General features: G+C 71.0%; 18 protein-coding genes and 1 riboswitch. Of the genes, 7 read left to right on the forward strand and 11 right to left on the reverse strand.

The window, feature by feature from the left end; all coding sequences use genetic code 11:
• Nucleotides 1-73: 73 nt before the first annotated feature.
• The 5 genes from ACZ7L7_RS27150 to thrC form a co-directional block, all read right to left on the reverse strand.
• On the reverse strand, nucleotides 74-1,204 hold the full coding sequence (locus ACZ7L7_RS27150) for an NADH:flavin oxidoreductase (RefSeq protein WP_471592800.1): 1,131 nt from the start codon (nucleotides 1,202-1,204) through the stop codon (nucleotides 74-76).
• A gap of 194 nt (nucleotides 1,205-1,398) precedes the next feature.
• Entirely contained in the window at nucleotides 1,399-3,021 is a 1,623-nt protein-coding gene (groL, locus tag ACZ7L7_RS27155) for a chaperonin GroEL (protein ID WP_093721576.1), read from the reverse strand.
• A 332-nt stretch (nucleotides 3,022-3,353) separates the two neighbouring features.
• Nucleotides 3,354-3,557, reverse strand: coding sequence for a cold-shock protein (locus ACZ7L7_RS27160; RefSeq protein ID WP_004986573.1), 204 nt, complete (start codon nucleotides 3,555-3,557; stop codon nucleotides 3,354-3,356).
• A 430-nt stretch (nucleotides 3,558-3,987) separates the two neighbouring features.
• Nucleotides 3,988-4,263 carry a MoaD/ThiS family protein gene (locus ACZ7L7_RS27165; RefSeq protein WP_285514823.1) on the reverse strand — a complete coding sequence of 92 codons (276 nt, stop codon included), beginning with the start codon at nucleotides 4,261-4,263 and terminating at the stop codon, nucleotides 3,988-3,990.
• The gene (gene thrC, locus ACZ7L7_RS27170) at nucleotides 4,260-5,546 is read right to left on the reverse strand and encodes a threonine synthase (RefSeq protein ID WP_453604482.1); all 1,287 of its coding nucleotides are present in this window, start codon (nucleotides 5,544-5,546) and stop codon (nucleotides 4,260-4,262) included. The genes ACZ7L7_RS27165 and thrC overlap by 4 nt, the downstream gene beginning before the upstream one ends.
• Before the next feature lie 18 nt (nucleotides 5,547-5,564).
• A riboswitch (SAM riboswitch) is annotated at nucleotides 5,565-5,704 on the reverse strand.
• 160 nt (nucleotides 5,705-5,864) lie between these two features.
• On the opposite strand from thrC, the gene ACZ7L7_RS27175 reads away from it, so the two are divergent.
• Entirely contained in the window at nucleotides 5,865-6,809 is a 945-nt protein-coding gene (locus ACZ7L7_RS27175) for a glucosyl-3-phosphoglycerate synthase (RefSeq protein WP_453604484.1), read from the forward strand.
• 95 nt (nucleotides 6,810-6,904) lie between these two features.
• The gene (locus ACZ7L7_RS27180) at nucleotides 6,905-8,323 is read left to right on the forward strand and encodes an alpha,alpha-trehalose-phosphate synthase (UDP-forming) (protein ID WP_472077550.1); all 1,419 of its coding nucleotides are present in this window, start codon (nucleotides 6,905-6,907) and stop codon (nucleotides 8,321-8,323) included.
• 464 nt (nucleotides 8,324-8,787) lie between these two features.
• Here the strand turns inward: ACZ7L7_RS27180 and otsB are convergent, their stop codons facing one another.
• The 3 genes from otsB to ACZ7L7_RS27195 are packed head-to-tail and all read right to left on the reverse strand — an operon-like array spanning nucleotide 8,788 to nucleotide 11,215.
• Nucleotides 8,788-9,636 (reverse strand): trehalose-phosphatase, encoded by an 849-nt coding sequence (gene otsB / locus ACZ7L7_RS27185; protein ID WP_453604488.1) that lies wholly within the window; start codon nucleotides 9,634-9,636, stop codon nucleotides 8,788-8,790.
• A 33-nt stretch (nucleotides 9,637-9,669) separates the two neighbouring features.
• Nucleotides 9,670-9,903, reverse strand: coding sequence for a DUF3263 domain-containing protein (locus ACZ7L7_RS27190; RefSeq protein ID WP_093721570.1), 234 nt, complete (start codon nucleotides 9,901-9,903; stop codon nucleotides 9,670-9,672).
• Nucleotides 9,904-9,946: 43 nt separating this feature from the next.
• Nucleotides 9,947-11,215, reverse strand: coding sequence for an extracellular solute-binding protein (locus ACZ7L7_RS27195; RefSeq protein ID WP_285514825.1), 1,269 nt, complete (start codon nucleotides 11,213-11,215; stop codon nucleotides 9,947-9,949).
• Between the two features lie 113 nt (nucleotides 11,216-11,328).
• On the opposite strand from ACZ7L7_RS27195, the gene ACZ7L7_RS27200 reads away from it, so the two are divergent.
• The 3 genes from ACZ7L7_RS27200 to ACZ7L7_RS27210 all read left to right on the forward strand — a co-directional run bounded on the left by ACZ7L7_RS27200 (nucleotide 11,329) and on the right by ACZ7L7_RS27210 (nucleotide 14,511).
• Complete coding sequence (locus tag ACZ7L7_RS27200; protein WP_285514826.1) at nucleotides 11,329-12,270, forward strand: ROK family protein; 942 nt, start codon at nucleotides 11,329-11,331, stop codon at nucleotides 12,268-12,270.
• Nucleotides 12,271-12,332: 62 nt separating this feature from the next.
• A complete protein-coding gene (nagA, locus tag ACZ7L7_RS27205; RefSeq protein WP_472077571.1) occupies nucleotides 12,333-13,463 on the forward strand; it encodes an N-acetylglucosamine-6-phosphate deacetylase in 1,131 nt (376 codons plus the stop codon).
• A 115-nt stretch (nucleotides 13,464-13,578) separates the two neighbouring features.
• Nucleotides 13,579-14,511 carry a 1-phosphofructokinase family hexose kinase gene (locus tag ACZ7L7_RS27210; RefSeq protein ID WP_471592796.1) on the forward strand — a complete coding sequence of 311 codons (933 nt, stop codon included), beginning with the start codon at nucleotides 13,579-13,581 and terminating at the stop codon, nucleotides 14,509-14,511.
• Between the two features lie 9 nt (nucleotides 14,512-14,520).
• Here the strand turns inward: ACZ7L7_RS27210 and ACZ7L7_RS27215 are convergent, their stop codons facing one another.
• A complete protein-coding gene (locus tag ACZ7L7_RS27215) occupies nucleotides 14,521-15,471 on the reverse strand; it encodes a carbohydrate-binding protein (protein WP_472077551.1) in 951 nt (316 codons plus the stop codon).
• Between the two features lie 117 nt (nucleotides 15,472-15,588).
• On the reverse strand, nucleotides 15,589-17,238 hold the full coding sequence (gene cdgB, locus ACZ7L7_RS27220; RefSeq protein ID WP_285514829.1) for a diguanylate cyclase CdgB: 1,650 nt from the start codon (nucleotides 17,236-17,238) through the stop codon (nucleotides 15,589-15,591).
• 323 nt (nucleotides 17,239-17,561) lie between these two features.
• On the opposite strand from cdgB, the gene ACZ7L7_RS27225 reads away from it, so the two are divergent.
• The gene (locus tag ACZ7L7_RS27225) at nucleotides 17,562-18,140 is read left to right on the forward strand and encodes a flavin reductase family protein (protein WP_285514830.1); all 579 of its coding nucleotides are present in this window, start codon (nucleotides 17,562-17,564) and stop codon (nucleotides 18,138-18,140) included.
• Nucleotides 18,141-18,186: 46 nt separating this feature from the next.
• Nucleotides 18,187-18,657: a GNAT family N-acetyltransferase gene (locus ACZ7L7_RS27230; RefSeq protein WP_472077552.1), complete on the forward strand. Its 471-nt coding sequence runs from the start codon at nucleotides 18,187-18,189 to the stop codon at nucleotides 18,655-18,657.
• Nucleotides 18,658-18,702: 45 nt separating this feature from the next.
• Here ACZ7L7_RS27230 and arfB read toward each other — a convergent pair whose 3' ends face one another.
• Nucleotides 18,703-19,140, reverse strand: coding sequence for an alternative ribosome rescue aminoacyl-tRNA hydrolase ArfB (gene arfB / locus ACZ7L7_RS27235; RefSeq protein WP_285514832.1), 438 nt, complete (start codon nucleotides 19,138-19,140; stop codon nucleotides 18,703-18,705).
• Nucleotides 19,141-19,205 lie beyond the last annotated feature (65 nt).

Raw genomic sequence — 19,205 nt, forward strand, 5'->3', positions numbered from 1 at the left:
ACTGACTTACTCAAAAGCCAAAAGCAGGGGCCCGGGTCAGGACCGGGCCCCTGGTCGGTGTGGTGCGCCGCGGTCAGGTCAGCTTGGTCAGCGACGACGGGTCGTACGGGGCCAGCTCGGAGAGCCGGCCGGAGAGGACCTTCCGCGCCCAGTTCGGGTCCTGGAGCAGCGCCCTGCCGACCGCGACCAGGTCGAACTCGTCGCGCTCCAGCCGGTCCAGCAGGTTGTCGAGGGAGCCCACCTCGGCGCCCTCGCCCTGGAACGCCTTGAGGAAGTCGCCGTTCAGCCCGACCGAGCCGACGGTGATGGCGGGCCTGCCGGTCAGCTTCTTCGTCCAGCCCGCGAGGTTGAGGTCGGAGCCGTCGAACTCGGGGTGCCAGTAGCGGCGGGTGGAGGCGTGGAAGGCGTCCACCCCGGCCTCGGCGAGCGGCGTGAGGACGGCCTCCAGCTCCTCGGGGGTCTCGGCGAGCCGGGCGTCGTAGACCTCCTGCTTCCACTGGGAGTAGCGGAAGAGCACCGGGAAGTCGGGCGAGACGGAGGCGCGTACGGCGGCCACGATCTCGGCGGCGAACCTGGTGCGGGCGACCGGGTCGCCGCCGTAGGCGTCGGTGCGGCGGTTGGTACCCGCCCACAGGAACTGGTCGATCAGATAACCGTGCGCGCCGTGCAGCTCCACGCCGTCGAAGCCGATGCGCTCCGCGGCGGCGGCCGCCTCGGCGAACGCGGCGATGACGTCGTCCAGGTCCTGCCGGGTCATCGCCTTCCCGGTGGGCTCGTCGGCGCCGATGCGCAGCCCGGACGGGCCGACGGCGGGGGCCTCGGGGAACGGCGGCTGGCCCTGCTCGCGCACCATGCCGATGTGCCACAGCTGCGGGACGATCGTGCCGCCCGCCGCGTGCACCGCGTCGGCGACCTTCGTCCACCCGGCGAGCTGCTCCGCTCCGTGGAACCGGGGCACCCGGTCGCTCTGCCCGGCGGAGTCGTGTCCGACGTACGTGCCCTCGGTGACGATCAGGCCGACCCCGGCCGCGGCCCGGCGGGCGTAGTACGACACGACGTCCTCACCGGGGATGCCGCCCGGGGAGAACATGCGGGTCATCGGCGCCATCACGATGCGGTTGGGGACGGTCAGGCCGTTGATCGAGGTCGGGCGGGAGAGGATCTCGGCGGCGCGAGTGGCGGCCTCGGATGCGGTGACGGTCACGTGGGGGCTCCTTGGGGGGTACCGGAAGGTATGTGCGCGTGCATCAAATGCTCTTCAGCGTCAACCCGCCGGGCCCCGCGGCCCATTCCCCCTCTCCCCGGTCCCGGATGTGACCCCGGACACGCCCGAGGGCGGCACCCCCTGCGAACAGGGAGTGCCGCCCTCGGCAAGGACGTGGATCAACCAGGGGTTGGTCAGAAGTCCATGTCACCGCCCGGCATGCCGCCCGGAGCGGCCGCGGCGGCCTTCTCCGGCTTGTCGGCGATGACGGCCTCGGTGGTGAGGAACAGCGCGGCGATGGAGGCGGCGTTCTGCAGCGCGGAACGGGTCACCTTCGCCGGGTCGATGATGCCCTCGGCGATCATGTCGACGTACTCGCCGGTCGCGGCGTTCAGACCGTGGCCGACCTGCAGACCGCGGACCTTCTCCACGACGACGCCGCCCTCAAGACCACCGTTGACGGCGATCTGCTTCAGCGGGGCCTCCAGCGCGAGCTTCACGGCGTTGGCGCCGGTCGCCTCGTCACCCTCAAGCTCCAGCTTCTCGAAGACCTGCGAGGCCTGCAGCAGGGCCACGCCACCACCGGCGACGATGCCCTCCTCGACGGCGGCCTTGGCGTTGCGCACCGCGTCCTCGATGCGGTGCTTGCGCTCCTTGAGCTCCACCTCGGTGGCGGCACCGGCCTTGATGACGGCCACGCCGCCCGCGAGCTTGGCCAGGCGCTCCTGGAGCTTCTCGCGGTCGTAGTCGGAGTCGCTGTTCTCGATCTCGGCGCGGATCTGGTTGACCCGGCCCTGGACCTGCTCGGAGGAGCCGGCACCGTCGACGATGGTGGTCTCGTCCTTGGTGATGACGACCTTGCGGGCCTTGCCCAGGAGGTCGAGGGTCGTGTTCTCCAGCTTGAGACCGACCTCCTCGGAGATGACCTCGCCGCCGGTGAGGATGGCGATGTCGTTCAGCATCGCCTTGCGGCGGTCACCGAAGCCCGGGGCCTTGACGGCGACGGACTTGAAGGTGCCGCGGATCTTGTTGACGACCAGGGTCGACAGGGCCTCGCCCTCGACGTCCTCGGCGATGATCAGCAGCGGCTTGCCCGACTGCATGACCTTCTCCAGCAGCGGGAGCAGGTCCTTGACCGCGGAGATCTTGGAGTTGGCGATCAGGATGTACGGGTCGTCGAGGACGGCCTCCATACGCTCCATGTCGGTGGCGAAGTACGCCGAGATGTAGCCCTTGTCGAAGCGCATACCCTCGGTGAGCTCCAGCTCCAGACCGAAGGTCTGGGACTCCTCGACGGTGATGACGCCTTCCTTGCCGACCTTGTCCATGGCCTCGGCGATCAGCTCGCCGATCTGGGTGTCAGCGGCGGAGATGGAGGCCGTGGAAGCGATCTGCTCCTTGGTCTCGACATCCTTGGCCTGCTCCAGCAGGGCGGCGGAGACGGCCTCGACGGCCTTCTCGATACCGCGCTTCAGGGCCATGGGGTTGGCACCGGCGGCGACGTTGCGCAGACCCTCGCGGACCAGTGCCTGGGCGAGAACGGTCGCGGTGGTCGTACCGTCACCGGCGACGTCGTCCGTCTTCTTGGCGACTTCCTTGACCAGCTCGGCGCCGATCTTCTCGTACGGGTCCTCGAGCTCGATCTCCTTGGCGATGGAGACACCATCGTTGGTGATCGTGGGGGCGCCCCACTTCTTCTCGAGGACGACGTTGCGGCCCTTGGGGCCGAGCGTCACCTTCACGGCGTCCGCGAGCTGGTTCATGCCGCGCTCGAGGCCGCGCCGCGCCTCCTCGTCGAACGCGATGATCTTGGCCATGTGAAGTGGTCCCTCCAGGACTGGGGGTGATTCCTTCGGACCGCGCCCGCGCCCGCGACGGACGGCCTGCCTGCCTCGTGGTTCCTTGCCCCACCCGGCCTGCGGCCTCACCGACCCGGTCCTTCTTTGTCACTCTCACCTTCAGAGTGCTAACGCCAATGATTAGCACTCGACCCCTGCGAGTGCAAGCGGCTCCCAGGGATCGGGCGGGGTGCGCCGAGGGTGTTCCGGCAGCCCGGAGGGCACGCGGAAGGGCCCGCACCCAGGGGGTTGGGTCCCCTGGGCACGGGCCCTTCTGCAGAAGACTCGCTTGCGGTTCGTTGGTCGCGCGTTCAGGCAGTGACGCGAACCATGTCGGCCTGCGGGCCCTTCTGGCCCTGCGAGATCTCGAACTCGACCCGCTGGCCCTCTTCCAGGGTGCGGTAACCGTCCATCTGGATCGCGCTGTAGTGGACGAAAACATCCGCACCACCGTCGACCGCGATGAAGCCGTACCCCTTCTCCGCGTTGAACCACTTGACGGTGCCCTGAGCCATGCCTAACTCCCCTATTACTGGCCCTTGCACAGATCCACACTTCGCGGACCCGGGTCAGACCTCACCCCCCAGTCGTTGGGGGCGTGCGCCGGAACGCGTCGACCGCGGCTGAATGTATCTGTCCAACTGCCGTCTGCAACAGGTCAATCGGACGAGAATTCTGGACGCACCCGGTCCGGAATGTAGTAAGAATTCGCCCGAATTCAGGGCAAGTCGGGCCCCATAGAAGGCGCGAAAGGCGCAAAAGACACGCATACTTTGGCTACTTCTTGTCGCATGCCGAGTGCGCGTTCATATGCGTCCGGCATGCAAAGAGGAGCGCGTTCCCCAACTCTACCGCGCCTAACCATGCAGAATTGCCCCCTCCGTTTCTCTTACGGAGAGGGCAATTCGGTGAACTCTCTGTGACGCACCTTACCGACGGTAATGATCAGCCGCCGGCGACGGCCGGAATGATGGAGACCCCGGCGCCGTCGGGGGTCGCCGTCTCCAGGCCCTGCTCGAAGCGGACGTCGTCGTCGTTGACGTACACGTTGACGAAGCGGCGCAGCTTGCCCTGGTCGTCCAGGACGCGCGCGGCGATGCCGGTGTGGTTCTTCTCCAGGTCGGCGATGACCTCGGCGAGGGTCGCGCCCTCGGCCGTCACCTCGGCGGCGCCACCGGTGTAGGTGCGCAGGATCGTGGGGATGCGGACGTTGACGCTCATGATGCGAGGCCAGCCTCTCGGAAGGAGTCGAGGTTCGGGCGGATGGTCGCGGTCAGGCCGGTGCCGGCCACCGCGTCCAGGGTCTTCAGGCCGTCGCCGGTGTTGAGCACGACGGTCGTCTTGGTGGGGTCGAGGACGCCGTTCTCGATGAGCTTCTTGGTGACGCCGACCGTCACGCCGCCCGCGGTCTCGGCGAAGATGCCCTCGGTCCGGGCCAGGATCTTGATGGCGTCGACGACCTGCTCGTCGGTCACGTCCTCCACCGCGCCACCGGTGCGGCGGGCGATGTCCAGCACGTACGGGCCGTCCGCCGGGTTACCGATGGCCAGCGACTTGGCGATGGTGTTCGGCTTCTGCGGGCGGACCACGTCGTGGCCCGCCTTGAAGGCCACCGACACCGGCGAGCAGCCCTCGGCCTGCGCGCCGAAGATCTTGTACGGCCTGTCCTCGACCAGCCCGAGCTTGATCAGCTCCTGCAGACCCTTGTCGATCTTGGTCAGCTGGGAGCCGGAGGCGATCGGCACCACGATCTGGTCGGGCAGCCGCCAGCCGAGCTGCTCGCAGATCTCGTACGCGAGGGTCTTGGACCCTTCCGCGTAGTACGGCCGCAGGTTGACGTTGACGAAGCCCCAGCCCTCGCCGGCCGGGTCGCCGATCAGCTCGGAGCAGAAGCGGTTCACATCGTCGTAGTTGCCCTCGATGCCGACCAGCTCACCGCCGTAGACGGCGGCCATGACGACCTTGCCCTGCTCCAGGTCGTGCGGGATGAACACGCAGGAGCGGAGGCCGGCCCGGGCCGCGGCGGCGCCGACGGCGCCGGCCAGGTTGCCGGTGGAGGAGCAGGACAGGGTGGTGAAGCCGAAGGCGCGGGCGGCCTCCAGGGCCTGGGCGACGACGCGGTCCTTGAAGGAGTGCGTCGGGTTACCGGAGTCGTCCTTCACATACAAACCGCCGGTCACGCCGAGGGTACGGGCCAGGTTGTCGGCCTTGACGAGCTTGGTCCAGCCGGGGTTGAGGTTCGGCTTGTCGGCCACGTCCGCGGGGACGGGCAGCAGCGGCGCGTAGCGCCAGATGTTCGCGGGTCCCGCCTCGATGCGCTTGCGGAGCTCCTCGGTGTCGTAGGACGAGAAGTCGTAGGCGATCTCCAGCGGGCCGAAACACTCCTCGCACGCGAAGACCGGGCCGAGGGGGACGCGGTGACCGCATTCGCGGCAGCTCAGGGCGGCGGCGGGTCCGAGGTCGACGGGGGTAGTACCGGTGCTTGCGGCAGTCTGCACAGCCATGTGAGGCGAGGCCCTTTCTCCTCATCTTCCTCACGACGCATCTCGCCGTGAGACGGATTTGGCACCTTCCCTAGCCGGGAGCCTCGCGTGAACGAGAGCCGACTGGAGGGTTGCCGGGGCTTCATCGGGCCGTATCCCTCTGCCCCTCTGGATGAGCGGTATGAAGTTGTGAACGTCGGGCCATCCCGGACATGCGATGGTCATCCGCGTTGTTCAAGACTGTAACCGACGACCTGGACAGTTGAGATAGTCGTCCGAACCGCGAGACGAGCCCATCCACAAGCCGCATCCGCGGCCGGCCCGAAGGAGCCGCGCACTGTGCTGAACGAAGTCGAGCGCTGGCTGACCGAGCGCTCCTGGTCGGTGACCGATCGACCGCTCCATCAGATTCTGGCGGCCAAGCAGCGCACCGGCCAGACGGTCAGTGTCGTCCTGCCCGCGCTCAACGAGGAGGAGACGGTCGGCGACATCGTCGCCGTGATCCGGCACGACCTGATGCAGCAGGTGCCGCTGGTCGACGAGATCGTGGTCGTCGACTCCGGTTCGACCGACCGCACCTCCGAGGTCGCGGCGGCGGCCGGCGCGACGGTGGTGCACCGGGACGAGATCCTGCCGCGCATCCCGACCGTGCCCGGCAAGGGCGAGGTGCTGTGGCGGTCGCTGCTGGTCACCCGCGGTGACATCGTCTGCTTCATCGACGCGGACCTGAAGGAGTTCTCCTCGGACTTCGTCTCCGGCATCGTCGGCCCGCTGCTCACCGACCCCGGCGTCGACCTGGTCAAGGCGATGTACGACCGTCCGCTGGGCGGCGCCGCCGGGCAGGGCGGCCGGGTCACCGAGCTGATGGCACGCCCGCTGCTGAACATGCACTGGCCGCAGCTCGCGGGGTTCGTGCAGCCGCTGGGCGGGGAGTACGCGGCCCGGCGCACCCTGCTGGAGCAGCTGCCGTTCCCGGTCGGCTACGGCGTGGAGCTGGGCATGCTGGTGGACGCGCTGCACCTGGTGGGCCTGGACGCGCTGGCCCAGGTGGACGTCGGAGTGCGCAAGCACCGGCACCAGGACGGGCAGGCGCTCGGCCGGATGTCGGCGGCGATCTACCGCACGGCGCAGCTCCGGCTGGCGCGCGGGCATCTGGTGCGGCCCTCGCTGATCCAGTTCGAGCGCGGTGAGGACGGGTTCGAGCCGCGGACGTACTCGGTGGACACCGAGGAGCGGCCGCCGATGGTGGAGATCGCGGAGTACGCCTCGCGGAAGGTGGCGTGAACGCAGCGCGCCCGCCGCGCGGTGGCGGCGTGATACTCGTCCCGTCCGGCGGCTCGTACGTTTGAGCGTTTACGGCACGGGCTAGGTTGGAGCACATGGCTTCCACGCATGTGTCCCCCGCCCGAGGAGCCGCCCAGGTGCTGGTCGCGTCGAACCGCGGGCCGGTCTCCTACGCCGTCCAGGAGGACGGTTCGCTGCGCGCCAAACGGGGCGGCGGCGGGCTGGTCTCGGGTCTGTCGGCCATCGGGCCGGACGCGGGCGCGCTGTGGGTGTGCTCGGCGCTGTCCGACGGCGACCGGGAGGCGGTGGCCCGCGGTGTCGGCGAGGACGGCGTGCGGATGCTGCCGATCCCGGCTCAGGTGCACGCGGACGCGTACAACGGGGTCGCGAACTCGGTGCTGTGGTTCGTGCACCACATGCTGTACCAGACCCCGCTGGAGCCGGTCTTCGACGCCGATTTCTGGCGGCAGTGGGAGAACTACGGCCGCTACAACCGCGCCTTCGCCGAGGCGCTGGCCGACGAGGCGGCCGAGGGGGCGGCGGTCCTGGTGCAGGACTACCACCTGACGCTGGTGCCGGGCCTGCTCCGCAAGCTCCGGCCCGACCTGCGCATCGGCCACTTCTCGCACACGCCGTGGGCGCCGGTGGACTACTTCCGGCTGCTGCCCGACCGGGTGGCGACGGAGGTCCTGGAGGGCATGCTCGGCGCGGACCGGCTCGGCTTCCTCACCCAGCGCTGGGCGGACGCGTTCACGGCCTGCGCCACACAGCTGGCGGGCGGCCTCGGCGACACGGAGGTCGGCGTGCACGGCCTGGGCGCGGACGCGGAGTTCCTGCGGGCGCGGTCCCACGAGCCGGACGTCGAGGAGCGGATCGTGGCCCTGCGCGCGGAGATCGGCCCGGCGCCGTCCGGCGAACCGCGCCGCACGATCGTCCGGGTGGACCGCACGGAACTGTCGAAGAACATCGTCCGGGGCCTCCTGGCCTACCGCCAACTGCTCGCCGACCACCCCGAGTGGCACGAGCGCGTGGCGCACGTGGCCTTCGCCTACCCCTCCCGCCAGGACCTCGCGGTCTACCGCGACTACACGGCGGAGGTCCAGCGGGTGGCCGACGCGATCAACGCCGAGTACGGCACCCCGACCTGGACCCCGGTGGTCCTCCATGTGAAGGACGACTTCGCCCGCTCCCTGGCGGCCTACCGCATCGCCGACGTGGCCCTGGTCAACCCGGTCCGCGACGGCATGAACCTGGTCGCCAAGGAGGTCCCGATCGTCTCGGACGAGGGCAGCGCCCTGGTCCTGTCCCGCGAGGCGGGCGCGTACGAGGAGCTCGGCGAGGACGCCCTGGTGGTCAACCCGTACGACATCCTGGACACGGCGGAAGCCCTCCACACGGCCCTGGTCATGCCCCAGCACGAGCGCGTGGAACGCAGCAAGCGCCTGTCGGCGGCAGCCACGGCCCTGCCCCCAAAGCAGTGGTTCCTGGACCAGCTGCACGCACTGACGAACTGAGCCACCCGAGCCCTCGCCGGGCCGCGCATACGGCCCGAAGCCCCGCACGGGCCCTGGGCCCCGCCACGCCCACCGCGCCACGACGAGCACCCGTCCGCGGCCGGGGTCCCCCCTCCCGGGCCAGGGCCGGCAGTCCTACGCGCGCGGCGCCCACCCAGACAGGCGGCGCTACCCAACCCACATAGCTGCGGGCAGTCGTGCCGCTGGGGCGGCACGGGTGGGCTGCGGGTCCCCCCTCCTGGGGGAGGCACCCTGCGCGCGCGGGCAAGCGCACCCACCCCCACGGCGCCCCCGCACAGCCGTCGGCCCATGCCGCCGGTCGGCGCCGACGCCGCGGGGCGGTGTTGGCCCAAGGCACGGCGCCCTCAGGCCCCGCCCGCCAGACCGCGGCCCGGCGCGACGCCACCGCGTTGCCCGGTGAGGTCGTCGGCCCCGAAGCCTCCTGGGGCGGTAGCCGCTCGCCCCTACAGCGCCTCCGCCAGCGTCCGCAGCAACCCCGCCACCGCCTCCGGCCCCGGCACCACCAGGTCCGCCTTCTTCGCCAGGTCCGGGACCTCGTCGCTGCCGCTGCAGACCAGCAGGCCGGGGGTGCCCTCCGCGCGGAGTTCCTCCACCGCGGCGTAGGCCGGGAGGTCGCCCAGGTCGTCCCCGGCGTAGAGGACCGAACCGGCACCGGCCTCGCGGACGTAGTCGCGCAGGGCCACACCCTTGTCCATGCCCGGCGGGCGGAGTTCCAGGACCAGGCGGCCCGGTTCGACGATCAGGCCGTGGCGGGCGGCGAGGTCGCCCAGGGGCCCGCGCAGGGCTTCGAACGCGGCCTGCGGATCGGCGGCGCGCCGGGTGTGCACGGCGACCGCGCGGCCCTTCTCCTCGATCCAGGTGCCCTGCCAGGCGCCGACGCCGTCGAGGACCCCGGGCAGTTCGGCGCGGGCGGCGGCCACGCCGGGGTCGGGCGCGGGGGCGGTGACCGTACCGGTGACGGCGTCCCAGCGCTCGGCGCCGTAATGGCCGAGGACCACGAGGTGCGACAGGCCGGGAACGCCCGCGAACCCGCCGTAGCGGACCGCGACGCCCGCCGGGCGGCCGGTGACCACCACGACGGAGGCCACCTTCGGCGCGAGCGCGGCGAGCGCGGGCACCGCGTCGGGGTGGGCCCGGGCCTGTTCGGGGTCCGGCACGATCGGCGCGAGCGTCCCGTCGAAGTCGAGCGCGATCACCGCCCGCCCCGGATCGGCGAGAATCGCGTCGAGCCCGGCCCGCCCGGCGGGCGTCGCGGGCTCCGGCAAGGCGGTCGAATCCGTGTGGCTGCCCATACGGGGGACCCTATCCACCCAGCGCCGCGCGAATCATCGCTCGGCCCGCCGCGCCTCCCGCACCCGGCGCAGCCGGTTCACCGTCACCGGGTCGTGGGCCAGCGCGCGCGGGTCGTCCAGCAGCGCGTTGAGGAGCTGGTAGTAGCGCACCGGTGACAGGTCCAGTTCCTCGCGTATCGCTCGTTCCTTCGCGCCGGGGGTCGGGAAACCGCGGCGCTCCAGGGCCAGGACGGACTGTTCCCTCGGGTTCAGTGGTTCCTGGTTCATGAAGATGAACCGTATCCGGCGCCACTGACACCCGGGAGCGGCCCTACTCCGCCGTCTCCTCCTTCGACGCCTTCGCCTGGAGTTCACCCAGGACGGTGGCCGGGTCACCGCCGTAGGCGACCGCGCCGCCTATCTTCTTCTTGATCTCCGCGTTCACCGCCGCCCAGGACGTACGGCCCACCGGGTACAGCTCGGAGGTCGGCAGCGCCTCCAGGAACGGCTTGAGGTGCGCGTCCTCCTTCGCCTCGCTCATGACGTCCCAGACCGGTGTCGTCACCGGCAGCAGGTCGTACTGGCGGGAGAACTCCAGCACGTTCTCGTCCTCGTAGACGAAGTCCAGGAAGTCCCCGGCCTCCTCCGCGTGCCCGTTCTGCTTGAAGGCCATCATCCAGTCGGCGACGCCCATGGAGATCCGGGTCGGTCCGTCCTCGCCGGGCATCGGCACCATGCCGAACTTCACGCCCTTGGCCTGGGCGGCCTTCATCAGCGTGGGATGCCCGTTGAGCATGCCGACGTCGCCCTGGGTGAACGCCTCGAAGGCGTCCGCGCGGTTGAGCGACCGGGGCGCGACCGGCCCGACCAGGTCCTCGCCGACCAGCTCGGACTTCAGCCAGTCGAAGGTCTTGACGTTCTCCGGGTCGTCGATGCTGTAGATGCCCGCGTTGGTGTCGGTGTAGCCGCCCCCGCCGCTGAGCAGCCACTGCATGGTCTCGGCCTGCGCCTCCTCGGGCCCGAGCGGCAGCGCGTAGGGGAACTTCACCCCGTCCGCCTTCAGCGCCGCGGCGGCCGCCTTCAGCTCCGCCCAGGTCCTCGGCGGCTGGAGGCCGGCCTTGGCGAACAGGTCCTTGTTGTAGAAGAGCAGCCGGGTGGAGGAGGCGAACGGCATCCCGTACTGCTCCCCCTTCACCGCCCCGGCGGAGGCGAGCTGCGGCAGGAAGTTGGCCTGGGTGGTGATGGAGAGCAGTTCGCTGGCGGTGTACAGCTTGTCCGCCTTGGCGAAGTCGGCGTACGCGCCGATCTGCGCGAGGTCGGGCGCCTTGTCGGCGTCGACCATCTCCTTGACCTTGCGGTCGACGTCCGTCCAGGAGTACACGCTGACCTCGACCCGGACATCGGGGTGGTCCTTCTCGTACGCCTCGGCCAGCGACTGCCAGTACTTCTTCGAACTGTTCGCCGCGCTGTCGCCGTAGTCCGCGGCGACCAGCCTCAGCGTGACCGGGTCCGAGCCGCCGGTCACCCCGCAGCCGCCCAGGACCGCCGTCACGCCCAGCGCGGACAGCACCGCGACCATCCCTGTGCTACGACGCCGCATGTTCTACCTCAGCCCCAAACCAGCCCGTCGCGAAAAATTTCGAAGCAAACCATAAGGTCTACACCACGTAGTGGACTAGACCTCTCACAGGTACAAGGGTCACACTGTCCCCCGTGAGACATGTCATCGCCCTCGACGTGGGCGGCACCGGGATGAAAGCCGCCCTGGTCGGGGCGGACGGCGCGCTGCTGTACGAGGCGCGCCGCCCGACCGGGCGCGAGCGCGGCCCCGACGCGGTCGTCGCGAACATCCTCGACTTCGCCGCCGAACTGCGCGCCCACGGCGCCGAGACCCTCGGCGAGCCCCCCGCCGCGGCCGGCGTCGCCGTTCCCGGCATCGTCGACGAGGCGGCCGGTGTCGCCGCCTACGCCGCCAACCTGGGCTGGCGTGACGTCCCCCTGCGCCACCTGCTGACCTCCGTGCTCGGCGTCCCGGTCGCCCTCGGCCACGACGTGCGCACCGGCGGCCTCGCCGAGGGCCGGATCGGCGCGGGCAAGGGCGCGGACCGGTTCCTGTTCGTGGCGCTGGGCACCGGCATCGCGGGCGCGATCGGCGTGGACGGGCGGGTGGAGGCCGGGGCGCACGGCTTCGCGGGCGAGATCGGGCACATCGTCGTACGCCCCGGCGGCCCCGACTGCCCCTGCGGCCAGCGCGGCTGCCTGGAGCGGCTGGCCTCCGCCTCGGCGGTCTCCGAGGCGTGGGCGGCGGCCAGCGGCGACCCTGACGCGGACGCCGCGGACTGCGCGAAGGCCGTCGCGTCCGGCGACCCGAACGCCGTACGGGTCTGGCAGGAGGCCGTGGACGCGCTCGCCGACGGACTGGTCACGGCGCTCACCCTGCTGGACCCGCGCACACTGATCATCGGTGGCGGCCTCGCCGAGGCGGGGGAAACCTTGTTCACACCGCTGCGGGACGCCGTCCGGCGGCGGGTCACGTTCCAGAAGCTTCCGACGATCGTCCCGGCGGCCTTGGGGGACGCGGCGGGATGCCTCGGCGCCGGGCTACTGGCCTGGGATCTCCTCGACACTACCGACGGCACGGAGGTAACGACCTGATGGCAACTCCCCCAGGGGCGCGGAGCGGCGCCGAGACGCAACTCCGCACCGGAGCGCAGACGATCCTCAAGGGTGCCCGGGTGGCACTGCCCGGCGGGGTCGTCGACCACGGCGAGGTGGTCGTCGAGGGCGACCGGATCGCCTCGACCGCTCAGGAGAACGCCCAGGTCATCGATGTCACCGGCCACTATGTGGTGCCCGGCTTCGTCGACCTTCACAACCACGGCGGCGGCGGCGCGAGCTTCACCTCCGGCACCGTCGAGGACGTGCTGACGGGCATCGACACCCACCGCAGGCACGGCACGACCACCCTGGTCGCCTCCACCGTCACCGGCGACATGGACTTCCTCGCCCAGCGCGCCGGGCTGCTGTCGGAGCTGGCCGAGCAGGGCGACATCGCCGGCATCCACTTCGAGGGGCCGTTCATCTCCCCGTGCCGCAAGGGCGCGCACTCGGAGGAACTGCTGCGCGACCCCGACCCGGCGGAGGTGCGCAAGCTGATCGACGCCGCCCGCGGCCAGGCCCGTATGGTCACCCTCGCCACCGAACTCCCCGGCGGCGTGGACTCGGTACGGCTGCTCGCCGAGCACGGGGTCATCGCGGCGATCGGGCACACGGACGCGACGTACGAGCAGACCGTGGAGGCGATCGACGCGGGCGCGACCGTGGCGACGCACCTGTTCAACGCCATGCCCGCCCTCGGCCACCGGTCCCCCGGGCCGATCGCGGCGCTGCTGGAGGACGAGCGGATCACCGTCGAGCTGATCAACGACGGCACGCATCTGCACCCGGCCTCGCTCCAACTGGCGTTCCATCACGCGGGCGCCGACCGGGTCGCGTTCATCACCGACGCCATGGACGCGGCCGGCTTCGGCGACGGCCGCTACATGCTCGGCCCGCTGGAGGTCGAGGTCGCCGACGGCGTGGCCCGGCTGGTGGAGGGCGGCTCGATCGCGGGCTCCACCCTCACCCTGGACCGCGCCTTCAAGCGCGCGGTGACCCTGGACGGGCTCTCCGTCGAGGACGCGGTCACCGCCCTGTCCACCACCCCCGCCCGGCTGCTCGGCATGTCCGACTCGATCGGCACCCTGGAGCCCGGCAAGTACGCCGACCTGGTGGTCCTGGACGCCTCCTTCGACGTCAAGGGCGTACTGCGGCGGGGCGAGTGGGTGATCGCTCCCCAACTGGTCTGATCCGTCCGGCAGCAGACGTACGGCGGCCGTCCCGGGGCTGGGACGGCCGCCGTCTGTTTGGCATGATCAGGATCGGAAGAGTCAGCACCGCTTTTCGGGGGGAGGTCGGTCCGGGGTGATCCTCACGGTCACGCTGAACACCGCTCTCGACATCACCTATCGCGTACGGGCCCTCAAGCCGCACACCTCCCACCGGGTCACCGAGGTCCTCGAACGCCCCGGCGGCAAGGGCCTGAACGTGGCCCGGGTCCTGGCGGCCCTCGGCCACGAGGTGACGGCGACCGGATTCGCCGGCGGGTCCACGGGCGAGGTGGTCCGCGAACTGCTCGCCGCCACCGAGGGGTTGCACGACGCTCTCGTCCCGCTCGGCACCGGCGCCACGCGCCGCACCATAGCCGTGGTGGACGACGTGACCGGCGACACCACCCAGCTGAACGAACCGGGCCCGGCCGTCACCCCCGCCGAGTGGGCCGCCTTCCAGCGCCGCTACGACGACCTGCTGCCGTCCGCCGACGCGGTCGCCCTGTGCGGCAGCCTCCCACCGGGCGTCCCGGTGAACGCGTACGCGGGCCTGATCCGCACCGCCCGCGCTGCGGGTGTCCCGGTCCTGCTGGACACCAGCGGCGAACCCCTGCGCCGCGCGATCGCCGCCCGCCCCGACATCGTCAAGCCCAACGCCGACGAACTGGCCGAACTCACCGGCTCCCACGAGCCGTTGCGCGCCGTCCAGGACGCCCGCCGCCGGGGCGCCCACGCGGTGGTCGCCTCCCTGGGCGCCGAGGGCCTGCTGGCCCACACCCCGGAGGGCCGCTGGCGCGCCACTCCCCCGGCCTCCCTGCCCGGCAACCCGACGGGCGCGGGCGACGCGGCGGTGGCGGGCCTGCTGTCGGCCCTGGCCGAGAACCTGCCGTGGCCGGACCGCCTGTCCCGCGCGGCAGCCCTGTCGGCGGCGAGCGTCCTGTCCCCGGTGGCCGGGGAGTTCGACCGGGGGACGTACGAGGAACTGCGGGGGCGGGTGCGGGTGACGGGGGAGGTCAGCGCGGCCTGAGTCCGCGGCCTACTCCTTGACGTTGCCCGCCTTGATCCACATCTGGTCCAGCAGGACGTCGCACTTGTCGCCGTCCGCGCAGGACACGGTAAGCGTGTTGGTGCCCTTGTTGAGCGTCGGCCAGACGTAGGTGTCGGCCCAGCTCTTCTCGTAGTCGCCCTCGGGGGCGTGCGCGAAGTTGCCGAAGTTGACCTTGGATCCGAAGACCTTGCCGTTGACGGTGAGCGTCATCGACTGGTCCTTGCCGGGCACGCTGAAGCGCGTGAACAGCGTGTAGGGGCCGTCCTCGGGGATGTCGTCGACCGTCCAGGTGACCGAGGCGCCGGGCTGGTTGAGGCCCGTGACATACGTGCCCGCGTTGGCACCCTGCACGTCCGACGCCGTGGTCACACCGGGCGAAAGCCGCAGCGCCTTGGCGTCGATCTCCGGCAGGTCCTTCGGCTTCTCCTCCTTGCCCTCCTTGGAGGGAGCCGACTCCTTGGTCTCCTGCTGGGTCGGGGTGGAGCCGCCGCCGGCCTGGTTGTTGTCGTCGGGCTCGTCGTCGCCGCCCGCCATGGCCACCGCGATGCCGATGACGACCGCCGCGACGACCGCGATGGCGCCGATCAGCAGGCCCTTGGTGTTGGGGCCGCCGCCCCGGCCGCTGCCGCCGCTGTACGCCGGGGCCTGCTGGGTGGTCGGAGCGCCGCCGGGCAGGGTCTCCGGGGCCGCGTAGTGGGCGTTCGGCTGGCCGTAGGCGCCCTGCTGCTGCGGGACCTGACCGTACGCGGCCGTCGGCGCCGCCTGCTGGCCCTGCTGGCCGTACTGCCGCTGGCCGACCGAGCGCACCCGGTTGACCGAGTTCGGGTAGCCGTAGCCCCCGGACGGCGGCTGGGCCCCGTTGGCCTGCCCGTCGGCGTAGAGGTAGCCGAACGGGTCGTCGTCCTCGGGCGTATTGGCGCCGTTGTTGCCGGACGTCATCCCTAGGTCTCCTCACCAGGTGCGGGCGGATTCGGTACGTGTGACGAAGGGCGAGCCTACCCGCTCCAGCTGACCCAAACGGGTGACTCGGACCGCATCAGCTCGCTGACCTGGGGATCAACCCGCGCGTCTGTGCTGTTTGGGACGAGATCGTTTCTCTACGTACATGCGTTCGTCGGCGGACTTCAACACTTCGTCCGCCGTCATCCCGCAGTGCGCCCACCCGATGCCGAAGCTGGCGCCCACCCGCACGGCCCGGCCCTCGGCCCGGATCGGCTGGATGATCTCGTTGCGCAGCCGTACGGCGAGGTCCTGGGCGTCGGCCTTGCCGAGGCCGTCGGCGAGGATCACGAACTCGTCGCCGCCGAGCCGGGCCACGGTGTCGCCGTCGCGCACGCCCCGCGACAGCCGCCGGGCGACCTCGATGAGAACCGCGTCACCCGCGTTGTGCCCGAACCTGTCGTTGATCGACTTGAAGCCGTCGAGGTCGCAGAAGAGCACCGCGAGCCCCTTGGTGCCGTCGTCGCGGCCGCTCTCGGGGGCGACGGTGTGCACGTGGTGGTCGTAGCCGTCGAGGACGTCCGGGCCGGGGAAGTCGAAGCCGTGGGCGTTGACGTCGTAGCCGGGGTGGCCGTAGGCGGCGTCCAGGGATTCCAGCGCGCCGGCGTGCGCGGGGCGCTGGCAGAGCCGGGAGGAGAGCCGGGCGCGCAGCTCGGCGGAGTTCGGCAGGCCGGTCAGGGAGTCGTGGGAGGCGCGGTGGGCGAGCTGGAGCTCGCGGCGCTTGCGCTCCTCTATGTCCTCGACGTGGGTGAGCAGGAAGCGCGGCCCGTCGGCGGCGTCGGCGACCACGCTGTTGCGCAGGGACACCCAGACGTAGGTGCCGTCCCGGCGGGCGAGCCGCAGTTCCGCCCGGCCGCCCTCGGCGGAGGTCCGCAGCAGGGTGCCTATGTCCTCGGGGTGGACCAGGTCGGAGAAGGAGTAGCGGCGCATCGCGGAGGCCGGGCGGCCGAGCAGACGGCACAGGGCGTCGTTGGTACGCAGGATGCGGCCGTGCTGGTCGCCGCCCATCTCGGCGATGGCCATGCCCGAGGGGGCGTACTCGAAGGCCTGCCGGAAGCTCTCCTCGCTGGCCCGCAGGGCCTGCTGCTCGCGCTCAAGCCTGACCAGTGCCCGCTGCATATTCGCACGTAGACGCGCGTTGCTGATGGCGATGGCGGCCTGGAACGCGTACATCTGCAGGGCCTCTCGCCCCCAGGCGCCGGGCAGCCGGCCGTTGCGCGGGCGGTCCACGGAGAGCACGCCGATCAGCTCGCCGCTGCCGCCGCCGTGCACGCCGGGGGTGTACATCGGCGCGAAAAGGCGGTCGGAGGGGTGCCACTCGTCCTCGAAGCGGGGCGCGGGGCCGTCCGTGTACCACTGCGGGACGTCGTCGTCGTCGAGGACCCATCCCTCGGTGTGCGGGATGAAGACCAGGTCGCCCCAGCGCTCGCCCATGTTCAGCCGCCGCTCCCAGGACTCGCGGGAGCCGGTGCGGCCGGTGATCAGCGCCTCGGCCGCGGGGTTGCCGGCGAGGGCGGCCACGACCAGGTCGCCGTCCTGCCGGACCAGATTGACGCAGGCCAGCTCGTAGCCGAGGCCGGTGACCACGCCGTCGGCAACGGTCTGCAGTGTGTCCGCCAGGCTGCGCGCGGTGTTCATGTCGGCCATGACCTGGTGAAGTTGTCGCAGGGTCGCAAGACGGACGTACGGCTCCGACTCGGTCTCCATGCTCGCCCTCCCCCCGAGACCTCGCAGCGAATCAAGGGTTCTCATCGGCGTATCGTTGTGGCAGCTTCCCAGCCACTGAATCACAGCGCGCTGCCCACTCGGTACACAGGGTCAACAATTAATGGCTCTTGTGACTCAAGTCACAGCGAAAGATGAACAATTGAGTGGGATTTCTGTGTTTTCCCGGTGCGTTTACTGAACACAAAGTGTCCGTCCGGACCGAAGAGACCGTTGCCGTCGATGAGATCCTCCGCTGGTCCTAGGTCCCGTCTCGGCCCCCCGCCCGATGCGACGCCCGCGGAGCGCAGACTAGCGTCTCCAGCGTGCCGAAGACTCCCCCAGCCGCACTTCCCCCGATCACCGCGCCCGCCCTCGCCGGGCATGCTGAGGGGGTGAGCAACGACGAGTTCCGCGCCGCCATGTCCCGGCTGGCCGCGGGCGTGGTCCTGGTGACCGCGTTCGAACCCCCGCTGGCCCCGGACGGCCCCAAGGGCGAGGACGTGGGGATGACGGCGACGGCCTTTCTGTCGGTCTCCCTGGACCCGCCCCTGGTGCTGGTCAGCCTGCGTACGGGGGCCCGGATGGACGACCTGCTCGACGAGCAGCCGCTGTGGGCGGTCTCGGTGCTGTCCGAGAGCCAGCGGCACATCGCCGGCCGCTTCGCGATGAAGGGCCGGATCAGTGACCGGCTGCTGTTCGAGGACATTCCCTACGTCCGCGGCGAGGTGACCGGCGCGCCGCTGGTCGGCGGCGCGCTGGCGCAGCTTGAGTGCCGGACCGAGCAGCGGGTGGAGGCGGGCGACCACACGCTCGTCATCGGCCGCGTCCTGACCGCGCGCGTACCGAGCGCGGAAGGTGGTCCGCTCCTGTATTTCCGCGGTCGCTATCGCCAATTGGGCTGAGCGGAATTCAGGCGACGACTCGGCGGGGCCGCCATAAGGTGCGCCCATGACGACCGCCGTACAACCGCGCCTCGACGTCCTCACCCCGGCGAATATCGAGACCGCCCTCGCCATCCGGGTCCGCCCTGAACAGGAGTTCGCCGCGGATCCGGTGGCCACGTCCCTGGCCGAGGCCTACGTCTGGCCCGGCGTCGCCTGGCCCCGGCTGATCGTCGACGGCGACCGCGCGGTCGGCTTCGTGATGGCCTTCTTCGACATCGACTGGCACGGCGACGGCAGCGTGATCCGCTCCGGTCTGTGGCGCCTGAACATAGCCGCCGGGGAACAGCGCCGCGGCTACGGCCGCTTCGCGGTCGAATCGGTGGCGAACGAAATCCGCGAACGGGGTGGCGAGGACATGTACGTCACCTGGCACGAGGGCCCGAACGGCCCCGCGGAGTTCTACCTGGGCCTCGGCTTCGAACCGAACGGGGAGAAGAGCGAAGGGGAGACGGTGGGGGTGCTGAGGCTCCGTTAGCCGTCGGCTCGAAGGCCTCGCCGGCGCTCCTGGCTCCAAGAGCCCCTACGTCCAGTCCCGCCCCGACCGGCCCCGCTTGGTGTCCGAGCGCTGCTTCTTCTCCCGCAGGCGGCGTTCGTTGATGCCGCGGGGGATGCGGGTCGGCTTGCGGGGCTTGGGGGGCGGGGCGGTGGCCTCCGCCAGCAGGGACGCCAGGCGTACGGCGGCTGTCTCGCGGTTGCGCCACTGGGAGCGGTGTTCGGAGGAGCGGACGGTGAGGACGCCGTCCACGAGGCGGCCCGCGAGGCGTTCCAGGGCGCGCCGCTTCCACACCTCGGGCAGCGCCTCGGTGCGGGCGAGGTCGAAGCGGAGTTCGACCTGGGAGTCACTGGTGTTGACGTGCTGACCGCCGGGCCCCGAGGAACGCGAGAAACGCCACATGAGCTCGGCCTCGGGCAGCGAGACGGAGCCGCGGATGACGTGAGGACCGGACATGGGCTCCATGTTCCCCGCTCTGTCCGGTCCACGTCACCCCAATATCGGCGCGGGCGCCGCGCGGTGCCGCCGTT

The sequence above is a fragment of the Streptomyces sp. NPDC110618 genome, from assembly GCF_055657065.1.

Bases quoted from the DNA above. Each gene is read 5' to 3' on its own strand.
- ACZ7L7_RS27195 (WP_285514825.1), bottom strand. From the start codon at position 11,215: ATGCGGCGTCGTAGCACAGGGATGGTCGCGGTGCTGTCCGCGCTGGGC.
- arfB (WP_285514832.1), bottom strand. From the start codon at position 19,140: ATGGAGCCCATGTCCGGTCCTCACGTCATCCGCGGCTCCGTCTCGCTG.
- ACZ7L7_RS27160 (WP_004986573.1), bottom strand. From the start codon at position 3,557: ATGGCTCAGGGCACCGTCAAGTGGTTCAACGCGGAGAAGGGGTACGGC.
- ACZ7L7_RS27180 (WP_472077550.1), top strand. From the start codon at position 6,905: ATGGCTTCCACGCATGTGTCCCCCGCCCGAGGAGCCGCCCAGGTGCTG.
- thrC (WP_453604482.1), bottom strand. From the start codon at position 5,546: ATGGCTGTGCAGACTGCCGCAAGCACCGGTACTACCCCCGTCGACCTC.
- ACZ7L7_RS27190 (WP_093721570.1), bottom strand. From the start codon at position 9,903: ATGAACCAGGAACCACTGAACCCGAGGGAACAGTCCGTCCTGGCCCTG.
- groL (WP_093721576.1), bottom strand. From the start codon at position 3,021: ATGGCCAAGATCATCGCGTTCGACGAGGAGGCGCGGCGCGGCCTCGAG.
- ACZ7L7_RS27230 (WP_472077552.1), top strand. From the start codon at position 18,187: ATGACGACCGCCGTACAACCGCGCCTCGACGTCCTCACCCCGGCGAAT.
- ACZ7L7_RS27165 (WP_285514823.1), bottom strand. From the start codon at position 4,263: ATGAGCGTCAACGTCCGCATCCCCACGATCCTGCGCACCTACACCGGT.
- ACZ7L7_RS27215 (WP_472077551.1), bottom strand. From the start codon at position 15,471: ATGACGTCCGGCAACAACGGCGCCAATACGCCCGAGGACGACGACCCG.
- cdgB (WP_285514829.1), bottom strand. From the start codon at position 17,238: ATGGAGACCGAGTCGGAGCCGTACGTCCGTCTTGCGACCCTGCGACAA.
- otsB (WP_453604488.1), bottom strand. From the start codon at position 9,636: ATGGGCAGCCACACGGATTCGACCGCCTTGCCGGAGCCCGCGACGCCC.